Origin of the sequence: Pseudomonas sp. FP1762 (assembly GCF_030687105.1) — a bacterium.
Classification (GTDB): domain Bacteria; phylum Pseudomonadota; class Gammaproteobacteria; order Pseudomonadales; family Pseudomonadaceae; genus Aquipseudomonas; species Aquipseudomonas siliginis.
On sequence record NZ_CP117458.1, the window covers coordinates 1,174,667 to 1,198,295 of the forward strand.

General features: G+C 59.4%; 17 protein-coding genes. 13 read left to right on the forward strand and 4 right to left on the reverse strand.

Features of this window, described 5'->3' with window-relative positions; translation table 11 throughout:
* Nucleotides 1–3: 3 nt before the first annotated feature.
* From PSH90_RS05030 to PSH90_RS05045, 4 genes are all read right to left on the reverse strand, one after another.
* A complete protein-coding gene (locus PSH90_RS05030; protein ID WP_305382283.1) occupies nt 4–4,671 on the reverse strand; it encodes an RHS repeat-associated core domain-containing protein in 4,668 nt (1,555 codons plus the stop codon).
* Nucleotides 4,671–5,408 carry a DUF4123 domain-containing protein gene (locus PSH90_RS05035; protein WP_305382284.1) on the reverse strand — a complete coding sequence of 246 codons (738 nt, stop codon included), beginning with the start codon at nt 5,406–5,408 and terminating at the stop codon, nt 4,671–4,673. Before PSH90_RS05035 ends, PSH90_RS05030 begins: the two co-directional genes overlap by 1 nt.
* Nucleotides 5,398–7,440, reverse strand: coding sequence for a type VI secretion system tip protein TssI/VgrG (gene tssI / locus PSH90_RS05040; protein WP_305382285.1), 2,043 nt, complete (start codon nt 7,438–7,440; stop codon nt 5,398–5,400). The genes PSH90_RS05035 and tssI overlap by 11 nt, the downstream gene beginning before the upstream one ends.
* Nucleotides 7,441–7,574: 134 nt before the next feature.
* Complete coding sequence (locus PSH90_RS05045; RefSeq protein ID WP_007949952.1) at nt 7,575–8,090, reverse strand: Hcp family type VI secretion system effector; 516 nt, start codon at nt 8,088–8,090, stop codon at nt 7,575–7,577.
* A 438-nt stretch (nt 8,091–8,528) separates the two neighbouring features.
* Here PSH90_RS05045 and PSH90_RS05050 point away from each other — a divergent pair, with 438 nt between their 5' ends.
* The 13 genes from PSH90_RS05050 (at nt 8,529) to PSH90_RS05110 (ending at nt 23,586) form a co-directional block, all read left to right on the forward strand.
* Nucleotides 8,529–10,151, forward strand: coding sequence for a methyl-accepting chemotaxis protein (locus PSH90_RS05050; protein ID WP_056783144.1), 1,623 nt, complete (start codon nt 8,529–8,531; stop codon nt 10,149–10,151).
* Nucleotides 10,151–10,687 (forward strand): chemotaxis protein CheW, encoded by a 537-nt coding sequence (locus PSH90_RS05055; RefSeq protein ID WP_305382287.1) that lies wholly within the window; start codon nt 10,151–10,153, stop codon nt 10,685–10,687. Before PSH90_RS05050 ends, PSH90_RS05055 begins: the two co-directional genes overlap by 1 nt.
* A complete protein-coding gene (locus tag PSH90_RS05060) occupies nt 10,684–11,958 on the forward strand; it encodes a CheR family methyltransferase (protein WP_305382289.1) in 1,275 nt (424 codons plus the stop codon). The genes PSH90_RS05055 and PSH90_RS05060 overlap by 4 nt, the downstream gene beginning before the upstream one ends.
* Nucleotides 11,955–12,638, forward strand: a complete 684-nt coding sequence (locus PSH90_RS05065; protein WP_305382290.1) for a chemotaxis protein CheW — start codon at nt 11,955–11,957, stop codon at nt 12,636–12,638. The genes PSH90_RS05060 and PSH90_RS05065 overlap by 4 nt, the downstream gene beginning before the upstream one ends.
* On the forward strand, nt 12,635–14,905 hold the full coding sequence (locus PSH90_RS05070; RefSeq protein WP_236168079.1) for a hybrid sensor histidine kinase/response regulator: 2,271 nt from the start codon (nt 12,635–12,637) through the stop codon (nt 14,903–14,905). Before PSH90_RS05065 ends, PSH90_RS05070 begins: the two co-directional genes overlap by 4 nt.
* Complete coding sequence (locus PSH90_RS05075) at nt 14,902–15,912, forward strand: chemotaxis response regulator protein-glutamate methylesterase (protein WP_236168078.1); 1,011 nt, start codon at nt 14,902–14,904, stop codon at nt 15,910–15,912. The genes PSH90_RS05070 and PSH90_RS05075 overlap by 4 nt, the downstream gene beginning before the upstream one ends.
* 48 nt (nt 15,913–15,960) lie before the next feature.
* Nucleotides 15,961–16,962, forward strand: a complete 1,002-nt coding sequence (locus PSH90_RS05080; RefSeq protein ID WP_041478162.1) for a PleD family two-component system response regulator — start codon at nt 15,961–15,963, stop codon at nt 16,960–16,962.
* A gap of 307 nt (nt 16,963–17,269) precedes the next feature.
* A protein-coding gene (gene prfB, locus PSH90_RS05085) for a peptide chain release factor 2 (protein ID WP_099758102.1) occupies nt 17,270–18,365 on the forward strand; the annotation gives its coding sequence in 2 pieces (ribosomal slippage) (nt 17,270–17,341 and nt 17,343–18,365; 1,095 coding nt in all).
* A 79-nt stretch (nt 18,366–18,444) separates the two neighbouring features.
* Nucleotides 18,445–19,947, forward strand: coding sequence for a lysine--tRNA ligase (gene lysS, locus PSH90_RS05090; RefSeq protein ID WP_076566067.1), 1,503 nt, complete (start codon nt 18,445–18,447; stop codon nt 19,945–19,947).
* 105 nt (nt 19,948–20,052) lie between these two features.
* Nucleotides 20,053–20,766: a TetR/AcrR family transcriptional regulator gene (locus tag PSH90_RS05095; RefSeq protein WP_056783159.1), complete on the forward strand. Its 714-nt coding sequence runs from the start codon at nt 20,053–20,055 to the stop codon at nt 20,764–20,766.
* 185 nt (nt 20,767–20,951) lie between these two features.
* A complete protein-coding gene (locus PSH90_RS05100; RefSeq protein ID WP_166554750.1) occupies nt 20,952–22,202 on the forward strand; it encodes a flavohemoglobin expression-modulating QEGLA motif protein in 1,251 nt (416 codons plus the stop codon).
* 152 nt (nt 22,203–22,354) lie between these two features.
* On the forward strand, nt 22,355–23,260 hold the full coding sequence (locus PSH90_RS05105) for an alpha/beta hydrolase (RefSeq protein ID WP_256810814.1): 906 nt from the start codon (nt 22,355–22,357) through the stop codon (nt 23,258–23,260).
* Nucleotides 23,257–23,586 (forward strand): hypothetical protein, encoded by a 330-nt coding sequence (locus tag PSH90_RS05110; protein WP_095180465.1) that lies wholly within the window; start codon nt 23,257–23,259, stop codon nt 23,584–23,586. The genes PSH90_RS05105 and PSH90_RS05110 overlap by 4 nt, the downstream gene beginning before the upstream one ends.
* Nucleotides 23,587–23,629 lie beyond the last annotated feature (43 nt).

Sequence of the window (23,629 nt, forward strand, 5' to 3'; positions counted from 1 at the left end):
TTTTTATGGTTCCTTGTTGAAGTGCGTGACTTCGTTATATTCGCTTTGTGTTCTTCCGGCTTGCTTACCGTTTGGAAGCGTTTTATTGCTCGGAATAATTCCTTCAAGGTTTAAATACTTACGCTTTCCAGGCAAGGAAGGATCATAAATTCTGAAATAATTTCCGTTCATGTCTTCAACCACTTCTATCCCGTTTTGGGGGTTTTTATATATTCTTTTGCCCTTGTCCGTAGTGCTGACGATTGGATTGCTTCCAGCGAATTTTTCAACGGCACTGTTTAAGTTTGCTTTAGGCCAATTCGCGGAATATAGAGCCGCGCGGGCAGCTCCCCCTGTTTCGGGCGCTTTTTGGTCGCCTTCATCTACTTTTGGTTTTATAGCGGAATCATCAGCGCCGATGCTAGGCGTACAGTTTTCGCCTCCAGGACAAGTATTCAACCCTAAAGGATCCACCCACCCCGTAGGGTTAGGCACGTACTGGTAGCTGTTCAACCCACCCGCAAGCTTGATCGGATCCGGCGTCAAGAACCGGCCAGTCCCCGGATTGTAGTAGCGGTGGCGGTTGTAATGTAACCCTGTCTCGGCGTCGAAATACTGACCCTGAAAACGCAGCGGATTATCGATTTCGCTCACATCCAGCGCCGCGAGGTTGCCGTAGGCCTGGTACTTCGCTGACCACATGATCTCGCCGCTGTAGTCGGTGAGTTCCTGCGGTGTGCCGAGGTGGTCGAGTTGATAGTAGAACGGGGCCGCTTTTAGCGGGCCTTCGCCTTCGAGCATTGCCAACGGGCGGAAGGTGCCCGGTTCGTAGATGTAGCTGCGGTAACGGTTTTCGGCGCTTTCGGCGATCAGACGTTCGCCTTGCCAGAGGAATTCAGTGGTGTGGCCGTCGACGGTTTTCTCGATGCGGCGGCCGAAGGTGTCGTATTTGTAGCTTGCGGTGCTGCCACCCGGCAGGCTGACGCCGATCAGGCGGTGTTGGCAGTCGTAGCGGTATTCGGTGACGAGCTTTTGGCCGGTTCCGCGACGCTCGCGGATCAAGTTGCCGTAGGCGTCGTAATCGTAATGGCGGTCGCCTTGCATCAGCAAGCGGTTGCCTTTGACGTTTGCGAGGTTCGCAACGGGCAGGTCATTTTGTCCGAGGAGGTTGCCCGCCGGGTCGTGAGCGAAGCTCTCTGGCATGGCGCCGCGTACGCTGATCAATCGGTCGAGTGGATCGTAGTGATAGCTGCGGTTGCCTTTGCGGCTGTCGTCGATGCCGGCGAGGTTGCCATTGGCGTCGTATTGGTAGCGGCGCTGGAACAGGTGTATGTCCCGCTGGCTGACGCTGTGTGCTTGAAGTCGGCCCTGTTCGTCGTATTGGTACTGGCTGAGCAGCAAGCCTTGTTGGCGCTGTTGTTCGCGACCGGCGTTGAACTGATGGCTGGTCAGGCGTGAGCCGTTGAGGTCGATGCTGCTGAGTTGCCCGCCAGGCTGGTGACGATAATCGAGTTTGCTTCCATCGGGCAATCGGCAGTGCTTGAGCTGGCCGACGCTGTCGTATTCGTAGCGCAGAGTGCCCCAGCCCTGGTGTTCTTCGATGAGTCGGTCTTGCAGGTCGTATTTATAGGCGAGCGGCCAGTGGCCGTCGTCGACGTTAACGAGGCGACCAAGCGCGTCGTAGCTGTAATGAATCTCTTCGCCATCGGGCAGCGTCTTGACCAGCAAACGGCCAGCGGCATCCCGCTGATATTCGGTGGTCAGTTCGCTACCGTCATCGCCGAACTCGGTTTTCTTGAGCAGTTGGCCGTTCAGGTCGTACTCGTACGCGGTGCGTCGGCCGTCGAAGCCGGTTTCCTGCTGGATCAGGCCGTTGGCGTAGTATTCGAGGTGGTAGTGCTCGCCGCGCTCGTTTTCAATTTCAGTGAGCAGCAGGCGCGAGTTGTCGTAGCGATAGCGCAGTTGGCTGCCGTCGGGATTGATGCGGCGGCTGACGAGGTGCAGATTATCGGCGTATTCGTAGCGGGTGATGCGGCCGAGCTCGTCGCGCTCGGCGGTGACACGGCCATACGGATTGTAGGTAAAAGCACGGGTGGTGCCGCCGGGCAAAGTGACCTGATTCAGGCGGCCGACCGCGTCCCATTGATATTGTGTGATCGCGCCAGTTTCATCCTGACGAATGGTTTGCCGCCCAAGTGCATCGTAGCGGTATTTTCGTTTGCCACCGTCTGGCAGTTGCTCCTCTAACAATTCGCCGAGATTGTTCCAGGTTAGTTTATGGCGGCTGCCATCTGACTGCCGAATTTCCAGCAGGCGACCACGGCTGTCGTAGGAGTAATGTGTAGTGTTCCCATTAGGATCAATCTGTTGAGTGATATCCCCTTGTTTATTTCGGGTATATTTCCAGATCGAATCGCCTCGACGAACCTCAGACAGAAATCCAAAGGAGTAATCGTAGAGAGTGGGTGTATCCTCAGGAGGAATGAGCGCTTCCATTCGGCCCGCGTCATTGTATTGGTATTCGGTGACTGCACCCATCGGGTCTTTTTCGGCAATCAATCGCCCTTTGTCGTCATAAACGTTGATGTGTTCAGCACCATCTGGCTCGATCTTACTTATGAGCCTTGCATGATCATCATGAGTGTAGACTTCCTCACTCCCGTCAACATTAGTGACGGTAACGCTTCCGTCGTCATCCCAAGAATAGCGGGCATCCATTTGAGTAAAATTTGCCCAGTGATGAATGCATCGAGCGGATTTACCTTCCTTTTCCCATTCCCAAAAGAAGCTTGCCCCGCCCGCAAGTTGTCGCTCCTGAATCACGTTCAGATGGTCGTAGCTATATAGTTCACTTTCACCAGCGGCATTTTTTACTTCTATAAGGCGATTGCGTTCGTCGTATTTGTAGGTGACAAGTGTCTGAATGGTAATCCAAGCGTCTTCCAGATTGTCTGCAGGAGTGAATTGTTGAATATCCACAGACACGATATGTTGTCGATCATATCTTAATAGCAGGCCTCGTCCTGCTCCGTTATCTACCCGTTTGATTCTTCCGTGAATATCCCTGCCAATATGCAGCCGATTGTGATACCGGTCAGTTATTGCGATAAGGGTTGCGCCCATGTTGTCGTACTTAAAATGATAGAACAGTGGGCGCTCCCCGGCCTGGGTGAGAATTAGTTCAGAGGGATCATCACCTAAAAAAATGGCAGCTTTGGCTAGGCTGTTGGTAATAGCTGGTCGTTGACTGCTAGGGTGCGGAAAATGAGTAACACGGTTTTCATGATCCGTCCAAACTATCCCATCTTGATTAACCTGGAGTCTTTGCGCCAAAGCATGACTCCATCCGTAGCCAAGCCCACAATCCACCTCTACTGAACTGGTACGGTATAGGCGGGTCCATGCGAATGGAAGGGTTCCGTTTAACTGTCCGTCAGTAAGAGTTAGAAGCTCTTCTCCGGTAACCATTGATACAGGGCATCCGTTAACACAAGTGTCTTGGGTGCATGCAACAGCTTTGTCATCATGGTTCGTCGATTGTTTTGATTTGTCGTCAACGTGTTCGGTACTCGCTACCTTCGCGTGATCTTGTCGATCCCAACCAAGTCTCACCTTGCCTTTGGCAAACGTTCCAGCAGCAGCTCTCGTAGCAAGTTTTTTGTAACCCTCGATTGCTTCCATGAATTTTTTGAGGATGCTGAATATTGATCTTACGAACCCAGAAACAGCTTCGACGACTTTGCTGCCATAATTGATAAGGCGGACGCCCAGGTATGCAATCCCCGAGCCCTCCGCTGCAAAAGTTAAGACTATCGCCAACAGTATATCGATCAGGACTGTTACTATAGCGCTGGACAGCTGCTCAGCTGTTTTTCCTGAAATCAAGCTCGGAGGAAGCTGTGCTAACCAGATTCCCGACGCCTTGAGAACTAGGAATAGTGCGGCTTGGTCGCTAGCTAACAACATCAGCTTTTCCATTGCAGCTGGTGTTTCTTTGGCCAGCTTTAGGAGATCTTGCGCGCTGTCTCCTAATTCTTCCGCGAATTTTTTTGGATCTTTCAGTATCTCGAATATACGTTTAATTCCGTCAAACGCTGACTTTATTGCCTCCCAGCTGCCTATGATCATTCCCTTTTGCTGGGCAATGTAAGAGGAAGTGAATGTCTCGTTTGGCCAGAGTGGTCTATATTTACTCCATTCGGAATTCAGCCACCGGTTCAGGTGCTCAGTTAAACTTTCATAAGAATTAAACAATTCGTTCAGCTGATTTTTCGTGACTGAGCTTTGTACGCGGACGTAGTACTTTTTTCCTGGTATACCCTTGTAAACGCCTTTGCCTTCAGCGTCGAGCGTGATTGAGGTTGACGGACCACCTTCCTTTGGAGTGACCTCAACCGTTATGTTGCCTACGGGAATGTCGTTTACGGAAACAAACTTACTTTCAATTAACAGTCTTCCGTCTTTAGGGCACTGTGCGACCGTGGATTCAAATTCATTATCCTTTACGCTGACGGTAGCATTTGCGCTGCCAAGCTTTATGGTTCTGCTCAATCCAAAGAAAGCTGGTTTATCGAAGAATTGGGGTCCTGCGTCTAGCCATTCGGCATATTTGCTTTCGGTCAGTTTGCGATAATCATTCAAACTGTCGGGGAAGGCAGAGAGTTGTGTGTCAACAAAGGCAACGCGATCCATCAGCCTTGCTCCAGAATCAGGTGGTTTATCAATGCTTCTTTAAGATTTTGCGGCGCATCCGGGCGGCGCACGAAGCGGGTGATTTTCAGCTTCAGATTGTTCTCGGGCCATGCGGTGTAGAGGTCCGGGCGGTCTTCTTCCAGCCACTGCATCAGGTTGCTGACCAGCGTCGCCGGATTGTCCTTGCTCAACCCTTCCAACAACCTCTTCGGCACCTCCCACCACGGCCAGTCCCGCACCTTCGGCACAACCCGCGTGCCCACTTCCAGCGCCTGCCCATTGATCAGATACCGCTCAAACACCGGCAGCACTTCTCCAGCCTTTTCCCCAAGCCCCCGCAGAATCGGATAGATATGCCGGCCATCCCAAAACCGGAAAAACACATCGGTGCCATCCGGCATTTTCACCTGCGTCAGGCTGCGCAGATGCTCGAACACTTCGTTCGGTTCTGAACGCGATACGGCCAGCCAGCCCCAGTCGAGGGCGTCGGTTTCGGCGATCCAGGGCAGGAAGGCGGAGTTGGCTTTGAGTTCGGTGAGGTAGGGCATCACCGGTTGCCAGGTGGAGTAGGGCGTGCCGCCCCAGATCGGGATGAGCTGGGCGGTGGGTTCGGTGAGGTACAGGGTTTTCAGGGCGTCTGCGTCGCTGGCCGCGCTGATGATCAGGTACAACCGCTCGCCACTTTGCAGTGGCTGTTGCGCCAGCCAGTCTTTGGGGGTGATTCGTTCAGATGGCACAGGCACCTGCCTTGCATTTTTCGCATTCTTCACAGAACGGCGCGTTACGTTTGAGTGTATTGATTTGCGCCGGGGTCAGGACCTGGCCGGCCTTGTCGGCATCCGCTTGTTTCAACACGCCGGGCATCAACGGCGCGGCGCCCGTGCCAACGCCCGGGCTGCCGCCGGAGTTCATGTTGATCACCGGCCCGCTCATGGTCACGCCACCAGCATCAATCTTGATAAAGCTGCCGCCGCCGACCAAGGTCAGCTCTGCGCCAGCTTCCATCACCACTTTCATGCCGCTGCTCAGGTGGATTTCCTGGCCGGCGTCGATGAACTGGCCGGTGCCGATCTTGATGTGCTGGTTGACGCCGACGGTGAGGTGGTCGTTGGCGCGGGTTTCGACTTTGCGGTCGGCGTAGACGGTGTGGTGTTCTTCGGCTTTGAATTCCGTGTAGCTGTTCTTTTCGACGGTGTCGTGGCGTTCGTTGCCGACGCGGATTTTCTGGTCGTGTTCGATGTTCTCGTCCCAGTCGCGCTGGGCGTGCAGGTAGATTTGTTCCTGGCCTTTTTTGTCTTCGATGCGCAGTTCGTTGTAGCCGCCACCGCCCATGGAGCTCAGGGTCTTGAAGGTGCTGCGGGTCTTGTTCGCCGGCAGTGGATAGGGGACGGTGTTTTCCTTGTGGTACAGGCAGCCGCTGATCAGCGGTTGATCGGGGTCACCTTCAAGGAACGTGACCAGCACTTCCATGCCAATGCGCGGGATGGCGATGCCGCCATACTGGGCGCCGGCCCAGGCGCTGGAGACGCGCAGCCAGCAACTGGTCTTGTCGTCGGCCTGGCCTTCGCGGTCCCAGTGAAACTGGACTTTGACCCGGCCGTACTCGTCGCAGTGGATTTCTTCACCTTTCGGGCCGGTGACCACGGCGCTCTGGCTGCCGAGGATGCGCGGTTTCGGATGGCGTAGCGGCGGGCGGTTGGGCACGTCCCACGGCGTGGCCTGGAAGCGGTTGCGGTAGCCCTGGTGGAAATCGTCTTTCAGCGCGGTGGTGTCGCTGGTCACCGACTCCTCGAGCACTTGCGGCTGCTTGCCTTCATGCAGCACTTCGGTGAGCAGCCACAGGTCGTTCCACTTGGCTTTCGGGTGTTCGGTCAGGGCGAGAAAGTGGCCGCTGACCAGCAGTGGCTGATCACTCTTGCCTTCGGCCAATTGGAAGTCGCTGCGATGACGTTCGAGGGCGCGTTTGGCCAAATGTTTGCCGCGCTCGCGGTCGATGAAGCGGCCCGGGTAATCGTAGTCTTCGAGGTCGGGCAGGGCGTCGCCACGGTTTTCGCTTTCCAGGGTCAGACGCGGTTTTTCGAAGTCGTAGTCGCGACGGGTGGTGCGGCTGGTGCGGGTTTCCAGGCGCAGGTCGAAACGCTTGATCACCGGGTTGCTGGCGACCATGCCGGAGTCTTGCTGATAGGGCACCGGCTTGAGCTTCGGGAACACCGTCTGGTCGTCGCCGAACACCAACTTGTGCGCGTTGGCGCTGTGCTGGAAGTGGAAGTGAATGCCTTCTTCCTCGCACAGGCGCTGGATGAAGTGCAGATCCGACTCGTCGTATTGCACGCAGTAGATGCACTCGGGATAGATCGAGCCGGTCTTGAATTCGTAGGCGTTGCCTTGGATGCCGTGCTCTTCCAGCACTTGGCCGATGATTTTCGGCACGCTGAGGTTCTGGAAGATGCGCTGGTTGATGCGGTGCGCCAGGTACGCCAGTTGTGGGCGCAGCGTCACCGAATATCGGGTCAGACGCTTGCCGGAATCGCCTTGCGCGGCGCGGTAGATCTGGCCATGGATGCCGCTGCCGTCGGGCGACAGCTGCAGGAAGGCCGGTTTGTGCAGCAGGGTTTCGAGGTCCAGCGACGGCTGCTCACTGACCAGCTCCACCTCAAAGACAAAAGGCTGGCTGATGGCTTCCCGGCCGGTGAGGGTAAACACCTGAAAGTCGGCGGAAAGCCCTTCGATGGTCAGGGCAAAGTGGGTTTCATTGGCCGGCGCGAACATCCCTTGTTCCTCGTGCTGTACAGCGGCGCTCGTCGACGGCCGCAAAAAAGCGGCTCAACGTACGCGAAATTCTGGAGGGGCGTAAACAACATCGACCAGCAGAGCTGGCCGATGCGTGTAACGGTCAGCCGTAATTAAACGACTGGAGCACGCCAGTCATCGGAACCCGAAGTACCGGATACTTCGTGGGTCCAGGTGATTTTGCGGTAGGTGAACTGCACTTCTTCCAGGTGGGTGAAGTGCGCGTTGCCTGGATCCTGGCAGTTGTGCATTTTGTTGTTGATGGCGACGATGATCGCGTCTTCCAGTTTGGTGGTGTAGTAGTGCTCTTGGGTGCCTTGGGCCGAAGTGCGGTACCACTGGATAACGATTTCGCTCATGCGCTCGCCGGAAGTCAGAGCTGCTTGCAGCAGTGGCGAAGCCTTGTCGTAGACCTTGGTGATCACAACTGGCTTGTGTACGCGCTGACCGGTTGGCTGACCGGATTGCGGGTCACGCGGGATGATCACGTCGTGGGTGAAAGCCTGAACCATAACCTGGTCTTCGTGGCCTTCCTGGTAGGTGTTGCCAACGGAGTCGGCGGTGAAAGCGCCGGCAGTGATCAGGCCTTGTTTTTCGCCGGTAACCGACATGTACGCTGGTGTTGCCATGGGGTGCTCTCCTTGCGGATAAAGTTAGGGTGCCCGGAGGCGAAATCGCCCGGTGGGTGACGCAGTGTTATCAAGGAGCGTGCCAGGTTCTGCGCGGTGCCCGGATGGCGGGGGCGCCACGGTAGTTGGTGATCATTCGGGGCGATTTTCAGCGGGAAAGTCGGGAGAAAGTGCGCAAGAAGTTGCGCAGTACTGCGCAACTTCTTGCGCACTTGGCTGCAGGGCTTGCACTGCTTGGGCTGCAGAGGATTTAGGTCGTGAAATATTACGGGCTACTGCGCAACTTCTTGCGCAGTTGGGGATTTGCCGGGACCGCGATGTTGCCTTCGCGAGCAGTCTCCCTCCCACAAGGACAGTACTGCCAGCGAAAGCGTCTTATAAATGAAACACCGCCCTCGGCTATACTCCCCGCATTTCGATCAGGCACGAGGATTCACTGTGAAGAACTGGACGTTGCGCCAACGCATTTTGGCGAGCTTTGCGGTGATTATCGCCATCATGCTGTTGATGGTGGTGCTGTCCTACTCGCGGTTGTTGAAAATCGAGGCCAGTGAAAACAGCGTGCGCGACGATGCCATCCCCGGCGTCTATTACAGCTCGATGATTCGTGGTGCATGGGTCGACAGTTATTTGCAGACGCAAGAGCTGCTCGGCCTCAAGGAAGGCCAGGGCGTTTCCAGCGAAGACGCAGCGGACTACAAGGCATTTGAGGCGCGTCTGCAAGAGCAGATGGCCAACTATCGCAAGACCATGGCCACGGATGAAGACCGTTCCGAATTCGCCCTGTTCGAGAAGTACCACGATACCTACATGCAGATTCAGGATGCCGTGCTGGACCTGCACAAGCGCAATCTGGAAGCCGATGCCATCAAGCTGTTCAACGAGAAACTGACCCCGGCGTGGTACACCGGGCGGATGAAGCTCAACGACATCATTGGCGAGAACAAAGTCGTCGCTGATACCGCCATGGCCAATATCGACGACGCGGTGGCAACGGCCAAAGTCAGCATGGTCATTTCCCTGCTGGTTGCGGTGCTGGCCGCCGGCCTCTGCGGTCTGCTGCTGATGCGCGCGATCATGGCGCCGATGAACCGCATCGTGACCATCCTCGACATCATGCGCACCGGCGATCTGAGTTCGCGCCTGAACCTTGATCGCAAGGACGAGTTCGGCGCGGTCGAAACCGGCTTCAACGACATGATGACCGAGCTGACGTCGCTGGTATCCCAGGCCCAGCGCTCCTCGGTGCAGGTGACCACCTCGGTCACCGAGATCGCCGCCACTTCCAAGCAGCAACAGGCCACCGCCACCGAAACCGCAGCGACCACCACCGAAATCGGCGCAACCTCCCGTGAGATCGCCGCGACTTCGCGGGATCTGGTGCGCACCATGACTGAAGTGTCCACCGCTGCCGATCAGGCCTCGGTGCTCGCCGGCTCCGGCCAGCAAGGCCTGGCGCGCATGGAAGACACCATGCACTCGGTCATGGGCGCGGCGGATCTGGTCAACGCCAAACTGGCGATCCTCAACGAGAAGGCCGGCAACATCAATCAGGTGGTGGTGACCATCGTCAAAGTGGCTGACCAGACCAACCTGCTGTCGCTCAACGCAGCGATCGAAGCCGAGAAGGCCGGCGAGTACGGTCGCGGTTTTGCCGTGGTCGCCACCGAAGTCCGGCGTCTGGCCGATCAGACCGCCGTGGCCACCTACGACATCGAACAGATGGTTCGCGAGATCCAGTCGGCGGTGTCGGCCGGGGTGATGGGCATGGACAAGTTTTCCGAAGAAGTGCGCCGCGGCATGTCGGAAGTGCAGCAGGTCGGCGAGCAGCTGTCGCAGATCATCCATCAGGTGCAGGCACTGGCGCCGCGCGTGCTGATGGTCAACGAAGGCATGCAGGCCCAGGCCACTGGCGCCGAGCAGATCAACCATGCGCTGGTGCAGTTGGGCGATGCCAGCAGCCAGACCGTCGAATCGCTGCGTCAGGCCAGTTTCGCTATCGACGAACTGAGCCAGGTGGCCGTCGGCCTGCGCAGCGGCGTTTCGCGATTCAAAGTCTGATGAGCGAAATCATCGCCAAACGTGGCGCCGCGCCAGTGGCGAAGCAGGCGCTGTTTCTGCTGTTTCGCATCGGCAACGAGCGCTATGCCCTGCGCGCCACGGAAGTGGCCGAAGTGCTGCCGCGCCTGCCGTTGAAGCCGATTGCCCGGGCGCCGCACTGGGTGGCCGGGGTGTTCGCCTATCGCGGGGCGGTGGTGCCGGTGATCGACCTCAGTGCGCTGACTTTTGGCCAGCCCGCCGAGGCGCGCACCAGCACGCGGCTGGTGCTGGTCAATTATCAGCCGGATCAATCGCAAGCAGCGCAATGGCTCGGGCTGATTCTCGAGCAGGCCACCGACACGCTGCGCTGTCATCCGCAAGATTTCCAGCCTTACGGCCTCGACAACCGTGAGGCGCCGTACCTCGGCCCGGTGCGCGAAGATGCGCAGGGATTGCTGCAATGGGTGCGGGTCAATGACTTGCTCGATGACGCCGTGCGCAGCTTGCTGTTCCCCGATCCGCCGCGTGATCCGGCGCAGCTTGAGGCGCAGCCATGAGCAGTGAGCAGCGCTTTTTCGATTTCCTCAAGGAACGCATCGGCCTTGATGTCGCGTCGGTGGGCGCGGCGATCATCGAGCGTGCCGTGCGCCAGCGCACGACCCTGTCCCAGGCCGCCCACGCCGACGAATATTGGCAGCTGTTGCAAGGCTCGCGGGACGAGCAGCAGGCGCTGATCGAAGCGGTGATCGTTCCGGAAACGTGGTTTTTCCGTTATCCGGAATCTTTCGCGACGCTGGGCAAACTGGCGCGAGGTCGGCTTAAAGAACTCAATAATATGCGCGCGCTGCGAATTCTGAGCCTGCCGTGCTCGACCGGCGAAGAACCCTACTCGATTGCCATGGCCTTGCTTGATGCCGGATTGCAGCCGCATCAATTCAAGGTCGACGGCATGGACATCAGCCCGTTGTCGGTGGACAAGGCGCGCCGCGCTGTTTACGGCAAGAACTCGTTTCGCGGGCAGGATCTGCAGTTTCGCGATCGGCATTTCATGCCTGAGCAGGACGGCCACCGGGTCAACGAATACGTTCGCGAACAAGTGCGCTGGCAGGTCGGCAATGTCCTCGATCCGACGCTGTTGGCGAGCGAGCCAGCCTTCGATTTCGTGTTCTGCCGCAACCTGCTGATCTATTTCGACCAGCCGACGCAAAAGCAGGTGTTCGAAGTGCTCAAGCGCCTGACCCACGTCGACGGCGTGCTGTTTATCGGCCCGGCGGAGGGCAGTCTGCTCGGGCGCTTGGGCATGCGCTCGATCGGCATCCCGCAGTCGTTCGCTTTCAGCCGCCATAGCGAGCCGCACCCCGAACCGCTGCCGACGCCCAAACCGGTCGCCGTGCCGATCAGCCAACCACTGCGCAGCGCGCCGCCGCCAGCGCCAGTGCGCAATCGGCCGTTCGCTGCCGTGACGGCTTTGCCGGTGACGAAAAAAACTGCCGACCCGGACGCCGCAACGCTGTTGGCGCAGATTGCTGCACTGGCCAACGAAGGCAAAAGCGCCGAGGCCCGTGCCGCGTGCGAACACTATCTGCGCAGCCATGAACCCGTGGCGCAGGTGTTCTATTGGCTCGGCCTGCTCAGCGATGTCGCCGGGCTGAGCCTCGAAGCCCAGGGGTATTACCGCAAAGCGTTGTACCTCGAACCGCAACACCCCGAAGCGCTGATGCACCTGGCCGTATTGCTGCAGGCTCAGGGCGATACGGCGGGTGCCCGACGATTGCAGGAGCGCGCCGCCCGCAGCGGGCGCACCGCCGACAGTGAGCGTAAACGATGAGCGCGCCCGACACTTTGAACGTTACCCACGAAGACGCCCGCGCCATCGACGATTGCTGGAACCGCATCGGCATTCATGGCGACAAGTCCTGCCCGTTGCTGGAAGAGCATATTCACTGCCGCAACTGTTCGGTGTATTCCGCCGCCGCCACGCGCCTGCTTGACCGTTATTCGTTGCAGCAGGACCAGCGCGAAGCGGTGGTCAGCAAGGTCGAAACCGACGTCAAGACCCGCTCGCTGCTGATGTTCCGCCTCGGCGAGGAATGGCTCGGACTGGCCACGCGCACGCTTGTCGAAGTTGCGCCGTTGCAGGCGATACATTCGCTGCCGCACCAGCGCTCGCGGGCCTTGCTCGGTGTGGCCAATGTCCGTGGCGCACTGGTCGCGTGCCTGTCGCTGGTGGAACTGCTCGACCTCGGCGCCAGCGTTGCGCCGGCCAGCGGCGGACGCGTCATGCCGCGCATGCTGATCATCGCCGCGCACGGCGGGCCGGTGGTGGTGCCGGTGGATGAAGTGGACGGCATTCATGCCATCGACGAGCGCATCCTCGACGCCGCGTCGCAGTCCGGTGCGCAGAACAGTGCCAAGTACACCCGTGGCGTTCTGCAATATCGCGGTCGCAGCCTGCGCTGGCTGGATGAAGAACAGCTGTTGTCCGCCGTGACCCGGAGCCTGACATGACCCCCGAGCAAATGCGCGACGCCTCTCTGCTCGAGCTGTTCAGTCTCGAAGCCGAAGCCCAGACCCAAGTGCTCAGCGCCGGGCTGCTGGCGCTGGAGCGCAATCCGACCCAGGCCGATCAGCTGGAGTCGTGCATGCGTGCGGCGCACTCGCTCAAAGGTGCGGCGCGCATTGTTGGCATCGACAGCGGCGTCAGCGTCGCCCACGTCATGGAGGATTGCCTGGTCAGTGCGCAGGAAGGCCGTTTGTTGCTGCGTCCCGAACACATCGACGCGTTGTTGCAGGGCACCGACCTGCTGATGCGCATCGCCACGCCGGCCAATGCGCCGCAACCCACGGACATTGAAGCCTACGTCGCGTTGATGGGGCGTCTGCTCGATCCTTCGGCGCCAGCCGCTGTGGTTGCCACGCCGCCAATTGCCGAGTTGCAGATCGAGCCCGCGCCAACGGCGACAGCGCCGATCATGGACGAGCCCGCCGAACCGACCCCGCGCAAAAACAAACGCACCACCGAAGGCGGCGAGCGCGTTTTGCGCGTCACTGCCGAACGCCTGAACAGCCTGCTCGATCTATCGAGCAAATCGCTGGTGGAAACCCAGCGGCTGAAACCGCATCTGGCCACCATGCAGCGTCTCAAGCGCATGCAGAACAATGGCCTGCGCGCACTGGAAAATCTCAATGTGCACCTGAAGGACCACGCACTGAGCCTGGAAGCGCTCGAGTCACTGGAAGATGCGCGGCGCTTGCTCGCCGAGTCGCAGCAATTGCTCAGCGAGAAAAACGCCGAACTCGACGAGTTCGCCTGGCAGGCCAGCCAACGTGCACAAGTGCTCTACGACACCGCGCTGGCCTGTCGCATGCGCCCGTTTGCCGACGTGCTCAGCGGGCAGGCGCGCATGGTTCGCGATCTCGGGCGCAGCCTTGGCAAACAAGTGCGCCTGGAGATCGAAGGCGAGAAAACCCAGGTCGATCGCGATGTGCTGGAAAAGCTCGAAGCGCCGCTGACTCACTTGCTGCGCAACGCTGTCGATCACGGCATCGAATCCCCGGAACAACGCCTGCTCAAGGGCAAGCCGGAAGAGGGCCTGATTCGCCTGCGCGCCTCCCACCAAGCCGGTTTGCTGGTGTTGGAACTCAGCGATGACGGCGGTGGCGTCGATCTGGAGAAAGTCCGCCGCAGCATCGTCGAACGGCAGTTATCCCCAGCCGAAACCGCAGCGCAATTGAGCGAAGAAGAACTGCTGACCTTCCTGTTTCTGCCGGGATTCAGCCTGCGCGACAAGGTTACCGAAGTGTCCGGGCGTGGCGTCGGCCTGGACGCTGTTCAGCATATGGTCCGCCAATTGCGTGGGGCCGTGGTGCTGGAGCAGACGGCGGGCGAGGGCAGCCGTTTCCATCTGGAGGTGCCGTTGACGCTTTCGGTGGTACGCAGCCTCGTGGTGGAAGTCGGCGAAGAGGCTTACGCATTCCCCTTGGCGCACATCGAACGCATGTGCGATCTGGCCCCCGAAGACATCGTGCAGGTCGAAGGACGCCAGCATTTCTGGCACGAAGGCCAGCATGTCGGGCTGGTTGCGGCCAGCCAGTTGCTCAATCGCCCGGCCAGTCAGAACGATGGCGCTACCCTGAAAGTCGTGGTGATCCGCGAGCGCGAGGCGATTTATGGGGTGGCTGTCGAGCGCTTCGTGGGTGAGCGCACGCTGGTGGTGTTGCCGCTGGACGAGCGTCTGGGCAAGGTTCAGGATATTTCCGCCGGGGCCTTGCTCGATGATGGTTCGGTGGTGCTGATCGTCGATGTCGAAGACATGCTGCGTTCGGTGGACAAGCTGCTCAATACCGGGCGCCTGGAGCGCATTGCCCGCCACGGCAATCAAACTGCCGAAGCGGCGCGCAAACGGGTGCTGGTGGTCGACGATTCGCTGACCGTGCGCGAGCTGCAACGCAAACTGCTGCTCAATCGCGGCTATGACGTCGCGGTGGCGGTGGACGGCATGGATGGCTGGAATGCGCTGCGTTCGGAGAACTTCGATCTGCTGATCACCGACATCGACATGCCGCGCATGGACGGCATCGAGCTGGTCACGCTGCTGCGCCGCGACAACCGTCTGCAATCGTTGCCGGTGATGGTCGTGTCGTACAAGGATCGCGAAGAAGACCGCCGCCGTGGACTGGACGCCGGCGCCGACTATTATCTGGCCAAAGCCAGTTTTCATGACGACGCCCTGCTCGATGCAGTGGTCGAGCTCATCGGGGGAGCGCGGGCATGAGGATCGCAATCGTCAATGACATGCCCCTGGCGGTGGAGGCCCTGCGCCGAGCGCTGGCCTTCGAGCCGGCGCATCAGGTGATCTGGGTCGCCAGCAACGGCGCCGAGGCGGTGCAACGCTGCGCCGAACAAACGCCGGACCTGATTTTGATGGACCTGATCATGCCGATCATGGACGGCGTCGAAGCCACGCGGCGGATCATGGCCGAGACCCCATGCGCGATCGTCATCGTCACCGTCGACCGCCAGCAGAACGTGCACCGCGTGTTCGAGGCCATGGGCCACGGCGCGCTGGACGTGGTCGACACGCCGGCGATCGGCGCCGGCAATGCCCAGGAAGCGGCGGCGCCGTTGTTGCGCAAGATCCTCAACATCGGCTGGCTGATCGGCGACAAGGCGCCGCGTTCGCGCCCGGCGCCGAGTTCGCCGCGCAGTTCGCCGTCACGTCAGCGGCTGGTGGCGATCGGTTCGTCTGCCGGTGGGCCGGCGGCGCTGGAAGTGCTGCTCAAAGGCCTGCCGAAGGATTTTTCCGCCGCGATCGTGCTGGTGCAGCATGTCGATCAGGTGTTCGCCGCCGGCATGGCCGAATGGCTGGCCAGCGCCAGCGGCCTCGATGTGCGTCTGGCCCGTGAAGGCGAGCCGCCGCAGAGTGGCGCGGTGCTGCTGGCCGGGACCAATCACCATATTCGCCTGTTGAAAAACGGCACGCTGGCCTACACCGCCGAACCGGTCAACGAGATCTATCGCCCCTCGATCGACGTGTTTTTCGAGAGCGTTGCCAGTTACTGGAACGGTGACGCGGTCGGGGTTTTATTGACCGGGATGGGGCGCGATGGCGCGCAAGGGCTTAAGCTCATGCGCCAGCAGGGTTATTTGACCGTTGCGCAGGATCAGCACAGCAGTGCGGTGTACGGCATGCCCAAGGCTGCCGCGGCGATCGATGCCGCGGTGGAAATCCGCCCGCTGGAAAAGATAGCGCCACGATTGCTGGAGATTTTCCCCAAATGAACAGGTTGATCGGCAATCCAGGCCCCCGCAGTACTCAGGTGACCGCTCATGAATGATTTACAGATCGACGACATTAAAACCGACGAGAACGCCGCCATGGTGTTGTTGGTGGATGATCAGGCGATGATCGGCGAAGCGGTGCGCCGTGGGCTGTCGAATCAGGAAAACATCGACTTCCACTTCTGCTCCGACCCGCAGCAGGCCATCGCCCAGGCGGTGCGGATTAAACCGACGGTGATTCTCCAGGACCTGGTGATGCCCGGCCTCGATGGCCTGAGCCTGGTGCGCGAATACCGCAATCATCCGGCGACCAAGGACATCCCGATCATCGTTCTCTCGACCAAGGAAGACCCGCTGATCAAAAGCGCGGCGTTCTCCGCTGGCGCCAACGACTATCTGGTGAAACTGCCGGACACCATCGAACTGGTCGCGCGCATTCGCTACCACTCGCGGTCCTACATGACATTGCTGCAACGCGACGCCGCGTACCGAGCGTTGCGGGTCAGCCAGCAGCAATTGCTCGACACCAATCTGGTGCTGCAACGGCTGATGAACTCCGATGGCCTGACCGGGCTGTCCAACCGACGGCACTTCGACGAGTACCTGGAACTGGAGTGGCGCCGTTCGCTGCGTGATCAGACGCAGCTGTCATTGCTGATGATCGACGTCGATTACTTCAAGTCGTACAACGACAGTTTTGGCCACGTTGAAGGCGACGAAGCCTTGCGCAAGGTCGCCACGGCGATCCGCGAGGCCAGTGCGCGACCGTCGGATCTGCCGGCGCGTTATGGCGGCGAGGAGTTTGTGCTGGTGCTGCCGAACACTTCGCCGGGCGGCGCGCGGCTGTTGGCCGAGAAACTGCGCCAGACCGTGGCGGCGTTGAAAATTCCGCACAACACGCCGGCCGAGGGCTCCAGTCTGACCATCAGCATTGGTCTGGCGACCATGGTGCCGCAGGCGGGCAGTGACTGCCGGCTGCTGATTTCGGCGGCGGATCGCGGCTTGTATCTGGCCAAGAACAATGGGCGCAATCAGGTCGGGATCGAGTAACGGCCGTTGCCCTCACCCCAGCCCTCTCCCGGAGGGAGAGGGGGCCGACCGAGGTGTCTCGGGCCAGACATCGACCTGAGAGATCGCAGCGATTATGGATCTTCAGGCTTGGCGATCACGGATTCGGTGAAGCCATTCTATTCGGCGTATGTTTCAAATATCCCCCGATCGGTCCCCTCTCCCTCCGGGAGAGGGCTAGGGTGAGGGCAGCAATCTCGGCCCATTCACCGCCAGACGGGCTGCCGCGACAGGCTGTTTACGTTATACTCGCCGGCTTTCAAAAGTTCGCCAACGAGTGCTGCCCGTCATGGAAATCAACCCGATCCTGAACACCATCAAGGACCTGTCCGAGCGCTCCGAAACTATTCGGGGGTATCTTTGACTACGATCAAAAGCATGAGCGTCTGACCGAGGTCAATCGCGAGCTTGAAGATCCGAGTGTCTGGAACAAACCTGAATACGCCCAGGAGCTGGGCCGCGAGCGTGCCGCGCTGGCGCAGATCGTCGACACTCTCGACGAACTGAACGGCGGTCTGGCCGATTGCCGCGACCTGCTGGACATGGCCGTCGAAGAGAACGACGAAGGCGCAGTGGGCGATGTCGTCGCCGAGCTGGCCCGTCTCGAGGAAAATCTGGCCAAGCTGGAATTCCGCCGCATGTTCAGCCATGAAATGGACCCGAACAACGCCTACCTGGACATCCAGGCCGGTTCCGGCGGTACCGAAGCGCAGGACTGGGCCAACATCCTGCTGCGCATGTACCTGCGCTGGGCTGACAAACGCGGTTTCGACGCAACCATCATGGAACTGTCCGCCGGTGAAGTCGCCGGGATCAAGGGCGCGACCGTGCACATCAAGGGCGAATACGCCTTTGGCTGGCTGCGTACCGAGATCGGCGTGCACCGTCTGGTGCGCAAGAGCCCGTTCGACTCCGGCAACCGTCGCCATACCTCGTTCTCCGCTGTTTTCGTCTCGCCAGAGATCGATGACAAGGTGGAAATCGAAATCAACCCGGCAGACCTGCGGATCGACACCTATCGTTCCTCTGGTGCCGGTGGTCAGCACGTAAACACCACCGACTCGGCCGTACGTATCACCCACGTACCGACCAACACCGTGGTCAGCTGCCAGAACGAACGTTCCCAGCACGCCAACAAGGACACCGCCATGAAAATGCTGCGGGCCAAGTTGTACGAGCAGGAAATGCAGAAGCGCAATGCGGCCTCGCAGGCGCTGGAAGACACCAAGTCGGACATCGGCTGGGGTCACCAGATCCGCTCTTACGTGCTCGATGCCTCGCGGATCAAGGATCTGCGTACCAACATCGAACGCAGCGATTGCGACAAGGTGCTCGATGGCGACATCGACGAATACCTGGAAGCGAGCCTGAAATCCGGCCTGTAACACCCTCTGTGGGAGCGGGCTCGCCCGCGATCCCCAGCCGAAGGCTGGGGGCAACGAACCTGATGGAATACTTAAAGACATGAGCGACCTACAACTCGACCCGCAAGCCCTGCAACAGGAAGAAAACTCCCTGATCGCCCTGCGCAAGGAAAAGCTTGCTGCCGAGCGCGCCAAGGGCAATGCCTTCCCGAACGACTTCCGCCGCGAAAACTACTGCGATGCCTTGCAGAAACAGTACGCGGACAAGACCAAGGAAGAGCTGGCAGAGGCTGCAATCCCGGTCAAGGTTGCCGGTCGCATCATGCTCAACCGTGGCTCGTTCATGGTGATCCAGGACATGACCGGACGCATTCAGGTCTACGTCAACCGCAAGACGCTGTCCGAAGAAACCCTGGCTGCGGTGAAAACCTGGGACATGGGCGACATCATTGCTGCCGAAGGCACCCTGGCGCGTTCCGGCAAGGGCGACCTGTACGTTGAAATGACCAACGTGCGTCTGCTGACCAAGTCGCTGCGTCCGCTGCCGGACAAGCACCACGGCCTGACCGACACCGAACAGCGCTACCGTCAGCGTTACGTCGACCTGATCGTCAACGAAGACGTGCGCCAGACCTTCCGCGTGCGTTCGCAAGTGATCGCGCACATCCGCAGCTTCCTGATGAAGCGCGACTTCCTCGAAGTCGAAACGCCGATGCTGCAGACCATTCCCGGCGGCGCCGCAGCCAAGCCGTTCGAAACTCACCACAACGCGCTGGACATGGAAATGTTCCTGCGTATCGCGCCTGAGCTGTATCTGAAGCGTCTGGTGGTCGGTGGTTTCGAGAAAGTCTTCGAGATCAACCGCAACTTCCGTAACGAAGGCGTTTCGACCCGTCACAACCCTGAATTCACCATGTTGGAGTTCTATCAGGCGTACGCCGATTACGAAGACAACATGGATCTCACCGAGGAACTGTTCCGCGAGCTGGCGCAGCTGGTGCTGGGCAGCACCGACGTGCCGTACGGCGACAAGGTGTTCCATTTCGGCGAGCCGTTCGTGCGGCTGTCGGTGTTCGACTCGATTCTCAAGTACAACCCTGAGCTGACTGCCGATGATCTGAATGACATCGACAAGGCTCGCGCCATCGCCAAGAAGGCCGGCGCCAAGGTGTTGGGCTTCGAAGGTCTGGGCAAACTGCAGGTGATGATTTTCGAAGAACTGGTCGAGCACAAGCTGGAGCAGCCGCACTTCATCACTCAGTACCCGTTCGAAGTGTCGCCGCTGGCCCGTCGCAATGACGAGAACCCGAACGTCACCGACCGCTTCGAGCTGTTCATCGGTGGTCGTGAAATCGCCAACGCCTACTCCGAGCTGAACGACGCCGAAGACCAGGCCGAGCGCTTCATGGCGCAGGTGGCCGACAAGGACGCCGGTGACGACGAAGCCATGCACTACGACGCCGACTTCGTCCGTGCGCTGGAGTACGGCATGCCGCCAACCGCCGGTGAAGGTATCGGCATCGATCGTCTGGTGATGTTGCTGACCAACTCGCCGTCGATCCGCGATGTGATCCTGTTCCCGCACATGCGACCGCAAGCGTAAACGTTTCAGTTGAAAAGCCGCCTAAAACAGGCGGCTTTTTATTGCCTGTCTGGTACAAATGTATCAATTGGTTAATTTGCAAATAGCAGAGGAAGTGCTGTCGTGATGGGTGCAATAGCTCAAGAAGGTGCAGCGGGTATCGCCACTGCGGTCGCTGAAAGTGTTCAGTACCAGGGCCGCAAGGCCAGCCGACAGGGCAGTGAGCAGCGTCGCCAGGACATTCTCGACGCCGCGATGCGCATTGTCGTGCGCGACGGCGTGCGAGCCGTGCGCCATCGTGCGGTCGCGGCGGAGGCCGGTGTGCCGCTGTCGGCGACCACGTATTATTTCAAGGACATCGATGACCTGCTCACCGATACCTTCGCCCAATACGTTGAACGCAGCGCGGCGTACATGGCCAAGTTGTGGATCAATAACGAAGGTCTGCTGCGCGAAATGGTGGTCAGCGCCGACGGCAGCCCGGAGTCGCGCTCGCAACTGGCCGATGACATCGCGCGGCTGATGGCCGATTACGTGCACCGGCAACTGATCAACCGCCGCGAGCATCTGATGGCCGAGCAGGCGTTCCGTCAGGAAGCGCTGCTCAATCCGCGTCTGGCCATTCTGGTGCGCTCGCATCAGCAGATTCTGTTGCAGGGCACCTGCCAGTTGTTCCAGGTACTGGGCTCGCGCGAACCGCAACAGGATGCCAAGGTGTTGACGGCGATTATCGGGCGGATGGAATATCAGGGCCTGCTCAATGACGCCGAGCCATTGGCCGAAGAGGACATGCTCGGGATTCTGACGCGGTATATGCACCTGGTGCTGGCGTCGGTCTAGCGTTTCACGCTACACCCCGTGGGAGCGAGCCTGCTCGCGAAAGCACTCTGATATTCAACATCTGCGTTGTCTGACACAGTGCATTCGCGAGCAGGCCCGCTCCCGCAAAGGCTTAAAGTCTGAGTTTCAGCACGTCACGTTTTCTACAGGAGTTTCGGGTGGACGATTACCAGCAGACGATACGCATGTTGTCCGATCGCATTGTGCTGGCGCAGACGCCGATCCGCGTGCTCGATGCGGTCAAGTGGGACGACAACGTGCGCAAGGGTTTTCTCAAGGCCAAAGGCAAGGAAATGCCGGCGGTGGATCGCGACTACTACCTCAACCGCCCGCTGTCGTTCGATTCGAGCCAGGTCAAACTGGAATTTCAGAACATCGAGCGCGACATCACCCGCCAGCTCGGCCAGTTCAACCCGGTCGGGCAGATCATGCGGCGCATGTGCAAGGAATACCGCATGGTGGTGCGCATGCTCGAGGCGCGCGGCACCGAGGACTTCGGCCTGATCTCGCAGGAGCTGTACGGCGCGGCGTCCGATGCCTTTCACGCCGGTGACCCGACATTGGCCGACCTCGGCCTGATGATGTCCGACTACCTGAACAACATCGACGGACGCGGCGATCTGAAGGACGAACCGAAAATCCTCACCGCCAAAGACGCGGTGCACCTGCTGCAAACCCGACTGAACAAGGTATTCGGTGAGGCCGAAGAAACCATTCGCGTGTTCGAGTCCGACGGCATCGTCGCCGACGCCGCGGCGGGCGCCGACTACATCAAGATCCGCACGGATGCGCTGTTCAACGACCGCGACGTGCGCGCATTGGAAGTCCACGAAGGTCTGGTGCACGTCGGCACTACGCTCAATGGCTTGAACCAGCCGATCTGCACGTTCCTGTCCAAAGGCCCGCCCTCGTCAACGGTGACCCAGGAAGGGCTGGCGATCCTGATGGAAATCATCACCTTCGCTTCTTACCCGAGTCGCCTGCGCAAACTGACCAACCGCACCCGTGCGATTCATATGGTCGAGGAGGGCGCGGACTTCTTGCAGATCTACGAATTCTTCCGCGAGCAGGGTTTCGAGATGGCCGAAAGCTACGGCAACGCCAGCCGGGTGTTCCGTGGCTCGACGCCCACCGGTCTGCCATTCACCAAAGACTTGTCCTATCTCAAGGGCTTCATCATGGTTTACAACTACATTCAGTTGGCCGTGCGCAAGGGCAAGCTCGAGCAGATTCCGCTGTTGTTCTGTGGCAAGACCACACTGGAAGACATGCGAACCTTGCGGCAACTGGTGGATGAAGGGCTGGTGGTGCCGCCGAAATATCTACCGGATCAGTTCCGTGACTTGAATGCGTTGTCGGCGTGGATGTGTTTCTCCAACTTCCTCAACCATTTGAGCCTGGACCGGATTGAGGCGGATTACTCCAATATCCTCTAGACCCACCACCGAACCCCTTGTGGGAGCGAGCCTGCTCGCGAATGCGATTTCACCTTCAACATTGATGTCGGCTGATACACCGCTTTCGCGAGCAGGCTCGCTCCCACAGGTTTGATTTGTGTTCAGTTCTCTTCTTTGCGAGGTTTCACCGGATGAGAATCCTCGGCATCCTTTGCCTGCTCTTGACCCTCGGCGGTTGCAGTTCGCTGCTGTTCTACCCTGAACCGGGCCAGATATTTACTCCGGACAAAGCCAAACTCGAATACCGCACTGTCACTCTGATCACCGCTGATGGCTTGAAGCTCAACGCCTGGTGGCTGCCGGCCAAACCTGGCGTCGAGGTCAAAGGCACGGTCCTGCATCTGCACGGCAACGGCGGCAATCTGCCGATGCATCTGGGCGGCAGCTGGTGGTTGCCGAAGAATGGCTATCAGGTACTGCTGGTCGACTATCGCGGTTACGGTTTGTCCGAGGGCAAGCCGAGCCTGCCGGCGATCTATCAGGACATCGACGCCGCGTTCGCCTGGCTCGACAAAGCGCCCGAGGTCAAAGGCAAACCGCTGGTGCTGCTCGGGCAGAGCCTCGGCGGCGCGATGTCGGTGCATTGGCTGGCGCAGCACCCGGAACGGCAAAAACAACTCAAGGCCCTGGTGCTGGATGGTGTGCCGGCCAGTTATCGCAGTGTCGGCCAATTCGCCCTCAGCACTTCGTGGCTGACCTGGCCGTTGCAGGTGCCGCTGTCGTGGCTGGTGCCGGATGGCGACAGCGCGATCAACTCGATGGCGCAGCTGACCGGCGTGCCCAAGCTGATCTTCCACAGCATCGACGATCCGCTGGTGCCGATGGCCAACGGCATTCGCCTGTATCAAGCGGCGCCGCCGCCGCGCGTGTTGCAGCTGACCCGTGGCGGTCATGTGCAAACCTTCGGCGACCCGGTGTGGCGTCAGGTCATGCTGCGCTACCTTGATGATCCCGAACACTTCGACGGCCTGCGCCGCCTCGGCGAAATCCCCAACTATCCGCCGCCCCCGAATTCTGAAGATGAGAGCCCGCAATGAGTGAAGAACGTAATGCCATCCCGCTGATCATCACCGGTATCTGCAGCATCCTCGGCACCGTCGGGGCGCTGTGGTACTACGGCTACCTGCACTTTGCCAAGCCGGAGGATGCATTGCTGCTCAGCGAATTCACCATGCTCAAGACGGTGCCGGGCGAGGACTACAAAGTCTCGCTGACCCCCGCGCCGCAAGTGGCGCAGTGCATTGATGGTGTGCTGGTGTTGTTTGATACCGAGCAGAAAGGGTTGACCGGTGTGTTGATCAATGGCCAGAAAAAGGCTGTGCGGTGTATGGGGGAGGAGACGCCGCAGAAGCTGGAGCAGTGATTCTGCTGGATCACTTTCCCCCTCTCCCATTGGGAGAGGGGAC

Coding starts and splice junctions, on each gene's coding strand:
- PSH90_RS05030 (WP_305382283.1), bottom strand. CDS start 4,671: ATGGATCGCGTTGCCTTTGTTGACACACAACTCTCTGCCTTCCCCGAC.
- tssI (WP_305382285.1), bottom strand. CDS start 7,440: ATGTTCGCGCCGGCCAATGAAACCCACTTTGCCCTGACCATCGAAGGG.
- PSH90_RS05045 (WP_007949952.1), bottom strand. CDS start 8,090: ATGGCAACACCAGCGTACATGTCGGTTACCGGCGAAAAACAAGGCCTG.
- PSH90_RS05055 (WP_305382287.1), top strand. CDS start 10,151: ATGAGCGAAATCATCGCCAAACGTGGCGCCGCGCCAGTGGCGAAGCAG.
- PSH90_RS05060 (WP_305382289.1), top strand. CDS start 10,684: ATGAGCAGTGAGCAGCGCTTTTTCGATTTCCTCAAGGAACGCATCGGC.
- PSH90_RS05065 (WP_305382290.1), top strand. CDS start 11,955: ATGAGCGCGCCCGACACTTTGAACGTTACCCACGAAGACGCCCGCGCC.
- PSH90_RS05070 (WP_236168079.1), top strand. CDS start 12,635: ATGACCCCCGAGCAAATGCGCGACGCCTCTCTGCTCGAGCTGTTCAGT.
- PSH90_RS05075 (WP_236168078.1), top strand. CDS start 14,902: ATGAGGATCGCAATCGTCAATGACATGCCCCTGGCGGTGGAGGCCCTG.
- PSH90_RS05080 (WP_041478162.1), top strand. CDS start 15,961: ATGAATGATTTACAGATCGACGACATTAAAACCGACGAGAACGCCGCC.
- lysS (WP_076566067.1), top strand. CDS start 18,445: ATGAGCGACCTACAACTCGACCCGCAAGCCCTGCAACAGGAAGAAAAC.
- PSH90_RS05095 (WP_056783159.1), top strand. CDS start 20,053: ATGGGTGCAATAGCTCAAGAAGGTGCAGCGGGTATCGCCACTGCGGTC.
- PSH90_RS05100 (WP_166554750.1), top strand. CDS start 20,952: ATGTTGTCCGATCGCATTGTGCTGGCGCAGACGCCGATCCGCGTGCTC.
- PSH90_RS05105 (WP_256810814.1), top strand. CDS start 22,355: ATGAGAATCCTCGGCATCCTTTGCCTGCTCTTGACCCTCGGCGGTTGC.
- PSH90_RS05110 (WP_095180465.1), top strand. CDS start 23,257: ATGAGTGAAGAACGTAATGCCATCCCGCTGATCATCACCGGTATCTGC.